We start from the raw sequence: 13465 nt of genomic DNA on the forward strand, positions 1-13465 counted from the left end.
GAGATAAATATGGAAGAAGAAGTATTTGAGCAAGAGCAAGAACAAGAAACAATTGAAATAAACATTAGAAAACATGATTTCGATGAAGCGAAAGAGCATCTGAAAGAGTTTGCTGAACAAAGTCAAGATGAATTGTATTTTGATAAAGTTAGAACTCATGAAGATTTCTTTGGTTTTGAATTTGCTGAACATGGGGTTACTGGTAAAGAGTTTAATACTTTAGTTGAACAAACTCAAAATTACATTTCAAAATTTTATGATAATCAACAAGCACTTATTGAAGAATTTGGTCAAGTTTATAAAGCTTTAGAAGCTCTTGATAAAGGTCATATTCAAGCAATTCTTTCTTCTGTAGCAGCAATTGATCATACAAATAAAAAAATATTAAAAGAACAAGTACGTATTGATAAAACCATTGAGAAACAAAAAGCAACTCTAGTAGCTCTTAAGCAATTTAAAGAGAAATTTAACGAAGAAAATAGCAAAAACTCTATCGAAAAACATGAGGTAATACTTTCTAATTTCAATGATAGACTTGTAAATCTAGAACAATTCGCAAGTACTCTTCCTTCAGAACCAGTTTCAAATACTGGAGAAATTGAGCAACTTAGGAGAGAATTGAACGAAAGTAAACAACAAATTCAATTTATTTCAAATCGCCTCCTAATAGTCTTTGTTGTTTCTGGAATTTCTATTGGTATGTTAGTGATTGCCTTGCTTTTCATGTTATTGAGGTAAGATATGTCAACTTCTCGAGATAAATTAATTTGTAGCGCAAAGAAATTAGACATCTACTTTGGAAAAGAAAATAATTATCTGGATAAAGTAAATAATATTATAGAAAATCATACTGATACAAAATCAGTAGCAGAATTGTATAAATCTATTTTTTTATTACAGCAAATTAACAAACGAAACAAGCTTACACCTTTATTAAAAGATTTATCTGATAATCTAGCTAGTTTCCTTGGATATACTTATCTATTTGATACTTTGGAAAAAGAGTTGAGTCACCAAAAGAAATCGTCTTTAGACGACCTTTTGGTGGAACTAAATCAGTTAGTAGGTTTAGAGAAGGTAAAAAAAGAAGTTAATCGTTTAATTATTTATCAAAAAATTCAGTCAAAAAGGAAAGAGTATGGCTTAAATATTCCTAAAAGAACTTTACACATGGCTTTCATGGGAAATCCAGGAACAGGAAAAACAACTGTCGCTAGGATAATTGGAAGAATGTACTACCAATTGGGGCTTTTATCCAAAGGACATTTTATGGAAGTCTCCAGAACAGATTTAATTGCAGGTTACCAAGGACAAACTGCACTGAAAGTTAAAAATGTCATAGAAAAGGCGAAAGGTGGAGTTCTCTTTATTGATGAGGCGTATAGTATTACTGAAAATGAAAATACTGATTCATATGGGCGAGAATGTTTAACAGAACTTACAAAGGCTTTAGAAGATTCACGAGATGATTTAATTGTTATTGTGGCTGGTTATACCGAACCAATGAACCATTTCTTTGAATCAAATCCCGGTTTGAAATCTCGATTTAATTATTTTATTAATTTTGAAAATTATTCTTCTACAGAATTGTTAGATATTTTTGAAACATTAGCAAGAAAAGACGACTACCATATAGATGACAAGCTGAAAGAAGTATTATTAAATTATCTTAATGAAAAGTTAGAAAGTAATCTCGCCAATTTTTCTAACGGTCGCTTTGTTCGAAATCTATATGAAGATTTAATAATGAATCAAGCTGTCCGACTTAACCAAAGTGAAGCTGTGAGTTCAAAAGAATTAACTCTGTTGATTAAAGATGATTTTTGTATCGATGAAAACCGTTCTAGTGACATAGATTTATAGTCAAATGAAATAATGAATCTTCAAACTGTTTATGAATGTATTATTGACCGTTGCAGATAATTTACGAATCTGAACCCTTGTATCCACAAGGGTTTTCTTCTTGCCTTCTTTTTATGGTAAAATATTTTTAATAAAATTTCTACATTTTCTCCAATCTTACAAAAATGTAAGATTAAAGTCTCTTTTGTAAGGTTATGTTATGGCAAGCAGTCTTTTTTTGATGTAAACTAGACTCATAAAGAACAAAGGAGTAACATAATGAAACAAATCTTACATAAGAAAACAAGAAAACCAAGCCACAAAGATATCGAGCGCGTTCAGCTGGGATGCGCTATGATGCAAGAGACATTTCATTTGATGGGATATTAAGAAAGGAGATTCTCATGACACTTTTAGATGTAAAACACGTTCAAAAAATTTATAAAACACGTTTTCAGGGCAACCAAGTAGAGGCCCTCAAAGATATTCACTTTACCGTGGAAAAAGGTGACTACGTTGCCATCATGGGTGAGTCTGGTTCTGGTAAATCAACTCTTCTCAATATCCTAGCTATGCTGGATAAACCAACTCGTGGTCAGGTTTATCTGAATGGAACTGATACAGCAACCATTAAAAATTCACAGGCTTCTAGCTTCCGTCGTGAAAAACTGGGCTTTGTCTTCCAAGATTTTAACTTGCTAGATACTCTGTCTGTTAAAGACAATATCCTGCTTCCGCTTGTCTTGTCAAGAAGACCTATTACGGAGATGATGAAGAAATTGGTGGTGACAGCTGAGAATCTAGGTATCAACCAATTGCAAGAGAAGTACCCTTACGAGATTTCAGGAGGGCAGAAACAGCGTGTAGCAGTAGCCCGCGCTATCATCACAGAGCCAGAAATTCTCCTTGCGGACGAGCCAACAGGGGCCCTTGATTCCAAGTCATCTGCAGCCTTACTTGATGTCTTTGATGAAATCAATGAGCGCGGCCAAACCATTCTCATGGTAACTCACTCAACAGCAGCAGCTAGCAGGGCCAAACGTGTTCTATTTATCAAGGACGGCATTCTTTACAACCAAATCTACCGTGGAGATAAGACAGAACGTCAGATGTTCCAAGAGATCTCTGATACCTTGACTGTCATGGCAAGCGAGGTGAATTAGTATGTTTCGATTAACCAATAAGTTAGCGGTATCGAACTTGATTAAAAACCGCAAACTCTACTATCCTTTTGCGCTGGCTGTTCTCTTAGCGGTCACTGTCACCTATCTTTTTTACTCTCTAACTTTCAATCCCAAGATTGCTGAAATCCGTGGAGGAACAACCATTCAGGCTACACTTGGATTTGGTATGTTTGTCGTCACCCTTGCATCAGCCATTATCGTCCTCTATGCCAATAGTTTTGTCATGAAGAACCGTTCCAAGGAACTAGGAATTTATGGCATGTTGGGCTTGGAGAAACGTCATCTTATCAGTATGACCTTTAAGGAGTTAGTGGTATTTGGGATTCTAACTGTTGGAGCGGGTATCGGTATTGGAGCCTTGTTTGACAAGTTAATTTTCGCTTTCTTGCTCAAACTGATGAAATTGAAGGTTGAGCTAGTCGCTACCTTCCAAATGAATGTTGTTATTGCAGTACTTGTTGTCTTTGGATTGATTTTCCTAGGCCTCATGTTCCTGAATGCCCTTCGAATCGCCCGTATGAATGCTCTCCAGCTTTCTCGTGAAAAAGCTAGCGGTGAGAAAAAAGGTCGCTTTCTTTCTCTTCAAACCATTCTTGGTTCCATTAGTTTAGGGATTGGTTATTATCTTGCCCTTACAGTAAAAGATCCTCTTACAGCCCTAACAACCTTCTTCCTAGCTGTTTTGCTGGTTATCTTTGGAACTTATCTATTGTTTAATGCAGGGATTACAGTCTTCCTACAAATCTTAAAGAAAAACAAGAAATACTATTACCAACCTAATAACCTCATATCTGTTTCCAACTTGATTTTCCGTATGAAGAAAAATGCGGTTGGGCTAGCAACTATCGCTATCTTGTCAACAATGGTTTTGGTAACCATGTCAGCAGCTACTAGTATTTTCAATGCCTCAGAAAGCTTTAAAAAAGTTCTAAATCCTCATGATTTTGGTGTTTCAGGGCAAAATGTTGAAAAAGAAGACTTGGACAAACTCTTGAGCCAGTTTGCAAGTGACAAAGGTTATAAGATTAAAGAGAAAGAAGTGCTTCGTTACACTTACTTTGGTGTTGCGAACCAAGAAGGAACTAAGTTAACCCTTTTTGAAAAAGGACAAAATCGTGTCCAACCCACAACAATTTTCATGGTATTTGACCAAAAAGATTATGAAAATATGACTGGTCAAAAACTGTCTCTATCAGGAAATGAGGTCGGACTCTTTGCAAAGAATGAGGGAGTTAAAGAACAGAAAACTCTAACTCTAAACGATCATCAATTTTCTGTAAAAGAAGAATTTAATAAAGATTTCATTGTGAACCATGTCCCAAATCAGTTTAATATTTTGACTGCTGATTACAATTACCTTGTTGTCCCTAATTTACAAGCCTTTTTGGACCAATTCCCAGATTCGGCTATCTATAATCAGTTTTACGGTGGTATGAATGTAAATATCAGTGAAGAAGAACAACTTAAGGTCGCTGAGGAGTATGAAAAATACCTCAATCAGTATAATGCTCAATTAAACACAGAAGGTAGCTATGTTTATGGTAGCAATCTAGCAGATGCTAGTTCTCAGATGAGTGCCCTCTTTGGTGGTGTCTTCTTTATTGGTATTTTCCTATCCATTATCTTTATGGTGGGAACCGTTCTGGTCATCTATTACAAACAAATTTCTGAAGGCTATGAAGACCGTGAACGCTTTATTATCTTGCAGAAAGTTGGTCTAGATCAAAAGCAAATCAAGCAAACCATCAACAAACAGGTTTTAACTGTTTTCTTCCTTCCTTTGTTCTTTGCTTTCATACATCTCGCCTTTGCCTACCATATGCTGAGCCTGATTTTAAAAGTGATTGGAGTACTGGATACGACTATGATGTTGACAGTGACCTTGTCTATCTGCGTTATCTTCCTCATCGCCTATGTGCTGATTTTCATGATTACTTCTAGAAGCTATCGCAAGATTGTGCAAATGTAAAAAAGATACCTCGACTTCAAAATCGAGGTATTTCTTGTATTCTAAATGCTGAAAAGTTGTCCGAGCAGGAAAGTAACTCCCATGGTCAAGAGGCCAATAGTGAGGTTTCGAATCATAGCTGTTTTTGTTGGGGCTTTTCCAAGTTTGGCACTAGTGTAACCAGTGAGAAGAAGGGCCACACCGACGATAAGGACAGTAGCAGGTACGCGGTATTCACTTGGGAAAATGGTCACTGAGAGCATTGGAGGCAAACTTCCAAGGAAAAAGGCAACAAAACTAGAAATGGCAGCGTGCCAAGGATTGGTAAACTCTTCATACTCAATCCCGTATTTTTCCTCGACCAGAGCCTTGAGTGGATTTTTAAGGAAGGCCTTGTTGGTCAAGAGTTGAGCTGATGTTTCACATTCTCCATTTTGGATATAGGCAGCATAGAGAGACTTTTTGGCTAGTTCCATATCTTGGTCTAGCAAGAGCTGCTCACGCGCAACGGCTGCTTCCTCAGTATCTTTTTGAGTTGAAACGGATACATATTCACCACCAGCCATGGAAAAGGCACCAGCTAAGATAGCTGCAAAGCCTGATAAAAAGATAATCCAGATATTGGTTGTGGCACTGGCAACCCCGATAACCACACCCGCAATGGAAATAATCCCATCATTGGCACCAAGCACACCCGCACGCAGGATATTTAAACGACCTGCAAAGTTTGAATCGATTTCGTGATTTGTTTCTGACATAGTATTCTCCTTTTTATCCAGTATAAAGGAAAAATATAAGGAAATCAATCTTTTAAAACTATCTGAAAAAAGTTGCACGATTTTAATTTTACGAGCTTTTTTAAAAGTTAGAAACAGCACTAGCTAGTAGAGAAGGATAAAAGAGAAGCAAAGCTGATAGACTAGTCCTTTTTCTAGTTATCTATGGTATAATAGGAGGTAGATTTACTAATCGGAGTAAGAAAGATTTTATGATTAAACTAGTAGCAACGGATATGGATGGAACCTTCCTAGATGAGAATGGACGCTTTGATATGGACCGCCTCAAGTCACTCTTGGCTTCCTACAAGGGAAAAGGGATTTACTTTGCAGTGGCTTCGGGGCGCGGATTTCTTTCACTAGAAAAATTATTTGCTGATGTTCGTGATGACATTATTTTCATCGCGGAAAATGGCAGTTTGGTAGAGTATCAAGGTCAGGACTTGTATGAAGCGACCATGTCTCGTGAGTTTTATCTGGCAACTTTTGAAAAGCTGAAAACGTCACCTTATGTAGATATCAATAAACTGCTCTTGACGGGTAAGAAGGGTTCATATGTGCTAGATACGGTTGATGCGACCTATTTGAAACAGAGTCAGCATTATAATGAAAAGATCCAAAAGGTAGCGAGTCTGGAAGATATTACAGATGATATTTTCAAATTTACGACCAACTTCACAGAAGAAACTCTTGAAGCTGGGGGAGCTTGGGTAAACGAAAACGTTTCTGGTGTTAAGGCTATGACAACTGGCTTTGAATCCATTGATATTGTTCTGGACTATGTCGATAAGGGAGTGGCTATTGTTGAATTAGCTAAAAAACTAGGCATCACAATGGATCAGGTCATGGCTTTTGGAGATAATCTTAATGATTTGCATATGATGCAGGTTGTGGGATATCCTGTAGCTCCTGAAAATGCACGACCAGAAATTTTAGAATTAGCAGAGACTGTGATTGGTCACCATAAGGACCAGTCGGTTATAGCTTATATGGAGGGTTTATAATGGTAGATATAAAATTGATTGCATTGGACTTGGATGGGACCTTGCTTACTACTGATAAAAGGCTGACGGATCGTACCAAGACAACCTTGCAAGCAGCGCGTGATCGTGGTATCAAGGTTGTATTGACAACTGGTCGTCCCTTAAAAGCCATGGACTTCTTTCTCCATGAGTTAGGGACTGACGGTCAGGAAGATGAGTATACCATTACTTTTAATGGTGGTTTGGTTCAGAAAAATACAGGTGAAATCCTTGATAAGACAGTATTTTCATATGATGATGTGGCACGTTTGTATGAAGAAACAGAGAAATTATCACTTCCTCTTGATGCCATCTCAGAAGGAACTGTTTATCAAATTCAATCCGACCAAGAAAGTCTTTATGCCAAATTCAATCCAGCTTTGACTTTTGTTCCAGTGGACTTTGCAGACTTATCTAGTCAAATGACTTATAATAAATGTGTGACTGCCTTTGCTCAAGAACCCTTGGATGCAGCCATTCAGAAGATTTCTCCAGAATTGTTTGACCAATATGAAATCTTTAAATCACGTGAAATGTTGCTAGAGTGGTCACCAAAGAATGTTCACAAAGCAACAGGTTTGGCAAAACTGATCAGCCATCTGGGAATCGATCAAAGCCAAGTGATGGCCTGTGGTGATGAAGCTAATGACCTTTCTATGATTGAGTGGGCAGGGCTCGGTGTTGCCATGCAAAATGCTGTTCCTGAAGTCAAGGCAGTCGCAAATGTAGTGACGCCAATGACCAACGATGAAGAGGCTGTCGCCTGGGCCATCGAAGAATATGTGCTAAAGGAGAACTAAGATATGGGATTATTTGACCGTCTATTCGGAAAAAAAGAAGAACCTAAAATCGAAGAAGTTGTAAAAGAAGCTCTTGAAAATATTGATTTGTCTGAAGACACTGAGACTGCCCTTACAGAAGCTGAGGAAGTTTCTCAAGAAGTAGCAGAAGTTGAAAGTTCTGAAGAAGCTCTGCTCGAAGAAGAGGAAAATCAAGATACAGTTGAAGAAAGTCTGGATTCAGAGCCAGATGTAGAGGTTCATCAAGAAGAAATAGAGGAATTTGCAAACTCAGAAGAAGTCACAAAGGAAGAGAATTCTGAACACGAAGAAGCTCTTGAAGAAAATAGTTCTGAAGTACTTGAACCAGAAAGACCTCAAGTAGAAGAAACTGTTCAGGAAAAATATGACCGTAGTCTTAAGAAAACTCGTACAGGCTTCGGTGCCCGTTTGAACGCCTTCTTTGCCAATTTCCGCTCTGTTGACGAAGAATTCTTCGAAGAACTAGAAGAATTGCTGATCATGAGTGACGTTGGTGTACAGGTCGCTTCCAACTTAACAGAGGAGTTACGCTACGAAGCCAAGCTTGAAAACGCCAAGAAACCTGATGCTCTTCGACGAGTTATTATTGAAAAATTGGTTGAGCTTTATGAAAAGGATGGCAACTACGATGAAAGCATCCACTTCCAAGATGGCTTGACAGTCATGCTTTTTGTTGGTGTTAATGGTGTTGGGAAAACAACTTCTATCGGGAAACTAGCTCACCGCTACAAACAAGCTGGTAAAAAGGTCATGCTGGTTGCGGCAGATACCTTCCGTGCAGGAGCAGTAGCCCAGCTTGCTGAATGGGGCCGTCGTGTTGACGTTCCAGTTGTGACTGGACCTGAAAAAGCTGACCCAGCCAGTGTGGTCTTTGATGGTATGGAACGTGCTGTAGCTGAAGGTATCGATATTCTCATGATTGATACTGCTGGTCGTCTGCAAAACAAGGACAACCTCATGGCTGAGTTGGAGAAGATTGGTCGTATCATCAAGCGTGTTGTTCCAGAGGCACCCCATGAAACCTTCTTGGCACTTGATGCATCAACAGGTCAAAATGCCCTGGTACAGGCCAAAGAATTTTCAAAAATCACTCCTTTAACAGGAATTGTCTTGACTAAGATTGATGGAACTGCCCGAGGTGGTGTGGTTCTAGCCATCCGTGAAGAACTCAATATTCCTGTAAAATTGATTGGTTTTGGTGAAAAAATTGATGATATTGGAGAGTTTAACTCAGAAAACTTTATGAAGGGTCTCTTGGAAGGCTTAATCTAATCAGAAGCAAAAATCCTGCAAGCTACAAACTTGCAGGAATTTTTTTATTCTAAGCGACCATCATGACGATAGGCGATGTCTGGTTGCCAAGTCCATTTGGCACCGAATTTTTCAAGTAAGTCAAAGCTTGCTTGTGGTCCCATGCTTCCAGCTTTATAGTCATGAAGTGGGGCACCATTTTCAGCCCAGAGCTCTTCGATACGGTCAATCAATTTCCATGACGCACCAACTTCATCCCAGTGGCTAAAGTTAGTTGAGTTGTTATTTAATACATCATAAATCAATTTCTCGTATGGTTCTGGAGAAGCACCAGTTGCGGTCGCGTCTGTACGGTAATCAAGTGAGTTAGGAGCCAAGTTGAACTCTTCTCCTACTTGCTTCCCATTTAGGCTAAGAGAGAAGCCTTCTGTTGGTTGAATATAGATGGTCAAAATGTTTGGAGCAAGTGGTTCTCCAAAGATAGAGTCCATTTGTTTAAAGACAATGTTGACATGAGTTCCTTTTTCAGTCAGACGTTTACCAGTACGGAAGAAGAAAGGAACACCACGGAAGCGATCACTGTCTACAAAGAAGGCACCAGATGCGAAAGTTTCAGTTGTTGATTTTGGATTAACATTTGGCTCGCTACGATAAGAAATGTATTTCATGCCATCAATCTTACCTGAACGGTATTGACCACGGATAAAGTGTTCTTTAAGCTCTTCATCAGTTGGATGATAGAGGTTTTTAAAGACCTTAATCTTTTCAGCACGAATCTCGTCTTTTGTGAAGCTTGCTGGCTTATCCATGGCAAGGAGGGAAAGTAGTTGCAAAGTATGGTTTTGTACCATGTCGCGGAGGGCACCAGACTCATCATAGTAGCCACCACGTTCTTCTACACCCAAGCGCTCTGCAAAGGTAATTTGAACATTGTCAATAAAGTCCTTATTCCAAACATTTTCAAAAATCAGGTTTGCAAAGCGAACGGCAAAGATACTTTGGATCATTTCCTTACCAAGATAATGGTCGATACGGAAAATTTGTTCTTCGTCAAATGTTGCCAATAGTTCGTCATTTAACTTTCTTGCAGTTGCGTAATCTGTACCAAACGGCTTCTCAACGATTAAACGTTCAAAACCTTTACCGTCTACAATGTTTTCAGACTTGAGGTGCTTAGCAATAGTTCCAAAGAATTGAGGAGCCATTGACAAGAAGAAGAGCTTGTTGTGTTCAGCTTGGTACTTGTCATTTAGTTCAGCCTGCAATTGACGTAGAGCAATGTAGTGTTCTGTATCATTGACATCATGACTTTGATAGTAGAAGTGGCTAGCGAACTCCTGAGCCTGTTCGGTACTATCTGCCAAATCAAGGATAGATTCGACTACAACAGATTCAAAATATTCCTTGCTCCAAGGACGACGGGCAGTTCCAATAACGGCAAAGTGTTCGGAAAGATTGCCGGATTTATATAGTCTAAATAGGGAAGGGTAGAGCTTGCGTTTAGCCAGGTCTCCACTCGCACCGAAAATTGTAACAATAACCTTAGATGACATCTAGCTACCTAATTTCTATTTTTATTCCTAGTCTTGCTAGGTATGAGGAAATCTCATTTCATAAACTTAATTCTAACATAATTTTCCGAAAAATCAAAAAATCCAATACGAGATAGAAAAAAACTGCAAGGAAATCCTTACAGTTTGAGTTTAGACGTTTAAGACCTTGTCCAAGAAATCTTTCAGACGAGGGTGTTGAGGGTTATCAAATATTTGATCAGGTGTTCCGTCTTCTAGGAACTCACCATCTGCAGTAAAGATAACACGGTTAGCAACCTGACGGGCAAATCCCATCTCATGGGTTACGATAATCATGGTCATGCCTTGTTCAGCCAATTCTTTCATAACGTTTAGTACGTCTCCAACCATCTCAGGGTCAAGGGCAGAAGTTGGTTCGTCGAAGAGCATGATGTCTGGATTCATTGCTAGTCCACGAGCGATGGCCACGCGTTGTTTTTGACCACCTGATAGGCTATCTGGATTGGCATTAGCTTTATCTGCTAGTCCAACCTTTTCAAGTAACTCCATCCCCAATTTCTCAGCTTCTTCCTTAGTCATCAACTTGTGCTCAATAGGAGCAAAGGTGATGTTGTCCAAAACAGACATGTGTGGGAAGAGGTTGAAGTGCTGGAACACCATTCCGATATTTTCACGGACGTGGTCAACGTTGGTTGTTTTTTCAGTTAAGTCATAACCGTTCACAGTGATGTGACCACTCGTAACTTCTTCTAGAAGATTAAGGCTACGAAGGAAGGTTGATTTACCAGAACCTGAAGGACCGATGATACAAACAACATCTCCTTCATAGAACTTAGTCGTAATTCCTTTTAAAACCTCATTTTTTCCATAGTGCTTGTGTAAATCATTTACATCAATTTTTAATTTTGCCATTAACGAATCCTCTTTTCTAAGCGTTTCGCTAGTCTAGTCAAAAGTGTGATAATTATAAGATAGAAGATAGCAAGGATTGCATACATCTTGAAACTTTGGTAGTTACGGGCGATGATAATCTTACCAGTTTGGAAGAGTTCAACCAAACCGATGGCAGATACAATAGTTGTATCTTTAAGAGCGATAACGAATTGGTTAACAAAGTTTGGCAACATCAATTTAGTTGCTTGTGGTAAGATAATCTTACGCATGGTTTTTCCATAAGAGATCCCCAAGCTGCGGCTGGCTTCCATTTGTCCAACTGGAACGGCCTGAATACCACCACGAACGATCTCAGCGATATAAGCAGCCGCATTGAGCGATAGGGCAATAGTACCAGCTACGAAGTCATTAATTGGACTTTGTTGGCCTGTGATAGATTCGATGAAGTTTGGAATTCCCCAGAAGATGAAGGCTGCAAGAATCATCAAAGGAATACCACGGATAACGTCAACGAAAATCTCAGAGATCACACGAAGAGATTTGTATGGGCTAACGCTAAACATCCCGAAGATAATTCCGATAACAATGGCAATAGTAAATGAGATAAGAGCTAGAGCAAGAGTGATGCCAAGACCGCTAAGGAGTTGCTTGTAGTTGTTTTGAAGCAAGCCCCAGATAGTTGTCTCATCAACCGTGCTTGTTGAAGCAGTTGAAGATTCGCTAGCTAGGTATTTATCAAGAATCTTTTGGAATTCACCGTTTGCTTTAAGGTTTGCAAGTCCGTTGTTGAACATTTCAATCAATTCTGGATTTGCTCCTTTTTTAACGGCAAAGGCTGTTTCACCGATTGGAGTTCCAGCGATAGGTGTTTTCAATTTTTGACCTTGGCTGATAGAATATTTGAGAACAGGTTCATCATCCATAACGGCATCAATGGCACCAGTGTTTAAACTGTCATACATTGACGAACCATCAGCGAAGGTTTTGATTTTGTAGCCGTATTTGCTTTGATTTTCAGTTAGGAAGGTTTGAGAAGCAGTTCCATTTTTAACACCGACTGTCTTCCCTTTCAAATCTTCATAAGAAGCAATGGTACTTGATTCTTTGACGCCAAGGATAGTATTAGCAGTGTAGTATGATTCTGAGAAGTCAAAAGTTGCCTTACGAGCATCTGTGACAGACATACCAGCAATGATACCATCTGCTTGACCAGCTTGAACAGCACTGATAGCAGCATCGAAACCAGGGTTGGTAATTTCAATTTCGAAACCTTGGTCTTTAGCGATTGCCTTAATCAAGTCCATATCAATACCAGTGAATTGATTGCTTGAGTTTTTGAAAACAAAAGGTGCAAATGAAGAATCGCTAGCAATGATGTATTTAGCCTTAACAGGAGTTGCTTTTAGACCAGCTGCAGTAGTTGTAGTTGGCACTGCTGAAGATGATGATGCAGTCCATTTCTTGATAATTTGATCAAGGCTACCATCTTTTTTCATTTCAGCCAAGGCTTGGTTAAATTCAGTAACCAGGTGCTCGTATTTGCTTCCTTTTTTCACACCGAAAGCAAAACTCCCTACAGCTTCCCCATCCATTTCAATATGGAGGTCTTGGCCTTGGTTGATGGCATACTCGATAACAGGTTTGTCATCCATCATAGCATCGATGGCACCAGCAGTCAAGCTGTTGTTCATCAAATCACCAGTGTCAAATGTTTTAATGCTAAAGCCGTATTTATCCTTGATACTTTCAAGGAAACGTTGAGCGGCTGTTCCGTTTTTAACACCAACAGTTTTACCTTTTAATTGGTCATACTTGCTAATCTTGTGTGACTTTGTAGTTGCAATGACAACTTTTGTATCATAGTAAGTATCAGACATGGTGAAAACTTTTTCACGTTCTGCAGTTTTTGTCATTCCTGCCATGATTGCGTCAGCTTGACCAGCTTGAACCGCATTTACTGCTGCGTCAAAACCGGGATAAGACATCTGAATGTTCCATCCTTTAATCTCAGCGACTTTGTTGATAATGTCAACATCAATTCCTTTATAAGTTTGATCTGAATCTTTAAACTCAAAAGGTGCATAGGCGGTATCAGAAACAATCTTAATCGTCTCAGCTTTCGCAATACCTAATGAGAAAATTGGGAATAAAATTAGCAAAAATGCTAGAAATTTTTTCTTCATTTTTAGTCTCCT

11 protein-coding genes are annotated in these 13465 nt (G+C 38.9%); 7 read left to right on the plus strand and 4 right to left on the minus strand.

Translation table 11 applies throughout. From position 1 onward, the window contains the following. The first annotated feature begins 9 nt into the window (after positions 1 to 9). From FJN11_RS04295 to FJN11_RS04310, 4 genes are all read left to right on the plus strand, one after another. On the plus strand, positions 10 to 738 hold the full coding sequence (locus FJN11_RS04295) for a hypothetical protein (RefSeq protein ID WP_140224146.1): 729 nt from the start codon (positions 10 to 12) through the stop codon (positions 736 to 738). A 3-nt stretch (positions 739 to 741) separates the two neighbouring features. Further along, on the plus strand, positions 742 to 1863 hold the full coding sequence (locus FJN11_RS04300; protein ID WP_140224147.1) for an AAA family ATPase: 1122 nt from the start codon (positions 742 to 744) through the stop codon (positions 1861 to 1863). Positions 1864 to 2246: 383 nt separating this feature from the next. Next, positions 2247 to 3005 carry an ABC transporter ATP-binding protein gene (locus tag FJN11_RS04305; RefSeq protein WP_061420890.1) on the plus strand — a complete coding sequence of 253 codons (759 nt, stop codon included), beginning with the start codon at positions 2247 to 2249 and terminating at the stop codon, positions 3003 to 3005. A gap of 1 nt (position 3006) precedes the next feature. Beyond that, positions 3007 to 4995 (plus strand): ABC transporter permease, encoded by a 1989-nt coding sequence (locus FJN11_RS04310; RefSeq protein ID WP_140224148.1) that lies wholly within the window; start codon positions 3007 to 3009, stop codon positions 4993 to 4995. A 41-nt stretch (positions 4996 to 5036) separates the two neighbouring features. Here FJN11_RS04310 and FJN11_RS04315 read toward each other — a convergent pair whose 3' ends face one another. Then, a complete protein-coding gene (locus FJN11_RS04315) occupies positions 5037 to 5732 on the minus strand; it encodes a VIT1/CCC1 transporter family protein (protein WP_140224149.1) in 696 nt (231 codons plus the stop codon). Positions 5733 to 5962: 230 nt separating this feature from the next. Here FJN11_RS04315 and FJN11_RS04320 point away from each other — a divergent pair, with 230 nt between their 5' ends. Genes FJN11_RS04320 through ftsY form a run of 3 tightly spaced genes read left to right on the plus strand, consistent with a single transcriptional unit; the run spans position 5963 to position 8865 of the window. Further along, entirely contained in the window at positions 5963 to 6754 is a 792-nt protein-coding gene (locus FJN11_RS04320) for a Cof-type HAD-IIB family hydrolase (RefSeq protein WP_140224150.1), read from the plus strand. Next, positions 6754 to 7572, plus strand: a complete 819-nt coding sequence (locus FJN11_RS04325) for a Cof-type HAD-IIB family hydrolase (RefSeq protein ID WP_140224151.1) — start codon at positions 6754 to 6756, stop codon at positions 7570 to 7572. The genes FJN11_RS04320 and FJN11_RS04325 overlap by 1 nt, the downstream gene beginning before the upstream one ends. A gap of 3 nt (positions 7573 to 7575) precedes the next feature. Further along, on the plus strand, positions 7576 to 8865 hold the full coding sequence (ftsY, locus tag FJN11_RS04330) for a signal recognition particle-docking protein FtsY (protein WP_140224152.1): 1290 nt from the start codon (positions 7576 to 7578) through the stop codon (positions 8863 to 8865). A 44-nt stretch (positions 8866 to 8909) separates the two neighbouring features. On the opposite strand, the gene zwf is transcribed toward ftsY, so the two are convergent. The 3 genes from zwf to FJN11_RS04345 form a co-directional block, all read right to left on the minus strand. Then, positions 8910 to 10397, minus strand: coding sequence for a glucose-6-phosphate dehydrogenase (zwf, locus tag FJN11_RS04335; RefSeq protein ID WP_140224153.1), 1488 nt, complete (start codon positions 10395 to 10397; stop codon positions 8910 to 8912). 150 nt (positions 10398 to 10547) lie between these two features. Beyond that, positions 10548 to 11288, minus strand: coding sequence for an amino acid ABC transporter ATP-binding protein (locus FJN11_RS04340; RefSeq protein ID WP_020900924.1), 741 nt, complete (start codon positions 11286 to 11288; stop codon positions 10548 to 10550). After that, positions 11288 to 13453 (minus strand): ABC transporter substrate-binding protein/permease, encoded by a 2166-nt coding sequence (locus FJN11_RS04345; RefSeq protein ID WP_140224154.1) that lies wholly within the window; start codon positions 13451 to 13453, stop codon positions 11288 to 11290. The genes FJN11_RS04340 and FJN11_RS04345 overlap by 1 nt, the downstream gene beginning before the upstream one ends. Between the last annotated feature and the right edge of the window lie 12 nt (positions 13454 to 13465).

The organism is Streptococcus symci (assembly GCF_006385165.1).
GTDB classification, from domain to species: Bacteria; Bacillota; Bacilli; order Lactobacillales; family Streptococcaceae; genus Streptococcus; species Streptococcus symci.

Bases quoted from the DNA above. Each gene is read 5' to 3' on its own strand.
- FJN11_RS04295 (WP_140224146.1), top strand. From the start codon at position 10: ATGGAAGAAGAAGTATTTGAGCAAGAGCAAGAACAAGAAACAATTGAA.
- FJN11_RS04300 (WP_140224147.1), top strand. From the start codon at position 742: ATGTCAACTTCTCGAGATAAATTAATTTGTAGCGCAAAGAAATTAGAC.
- FJN11_RS04305 (WP_061420890.1), top strand. From the start codon at position 2,247: ATGACACTTTTAGATGTAAAACACGTTCAAAAAATTTATAAAACACGT.
- FJN11_RS04310 (WP_140224148.1), top strand. From the start codon at position 3,007: ATGTTTCGATTAACCAATAAGTTAGCGGTATCGAACTTGATTAAAAAC.
- FJN11_RS04315 (WP_140224149.1), bottom strand. From the start codon at position 5,732: ATGTCAGAAACAAATCACGAAATCGATTCAAACTTTGCAGGTCGTTTA.
- FJN11_RS04320 (WP_140224150.1), top strand. From the start codon at position 5,963: ATGATTAAACTAGTAGCAACGGATATGGATGGAACCTTCCTAGATGAG.
- FJN11_RS04325 (WP_140224151.1), top strand. From the start codon at position 6,754: ATGGTAGATATAAAATTGATTGCATTGGACTTGGATGGGACCTTGCTT.
- ftsY (WP_140224152.1), top strand. From the start codon at position 7,576: ATGGGATTATTTGACCGTCTATTCGGAAAAAAAGAAGAACCTAAAATC.
- zwf (WP_140224153.1), bottom strand. From the start codon at position 10,397: ATGTCATCTAAGGTTATTGTTACAATTTTCGGTGCGAGTGGAGACCTG.
- FJN11_RS04340 (WP_020900924.1), bottom strand. From the start codon at position 11,288: ATGGCAAAATTAAAAATTGATGTAAATGATTTACACAAGCACTATGGA.
- FJN11_RS04345 (WP_140224154.1), bottom strand. From the start codon at position 13,453: ATGAAGAAAAAATTTCTAGCATTTTTGCTAATTTTATTCCCAATTTTC.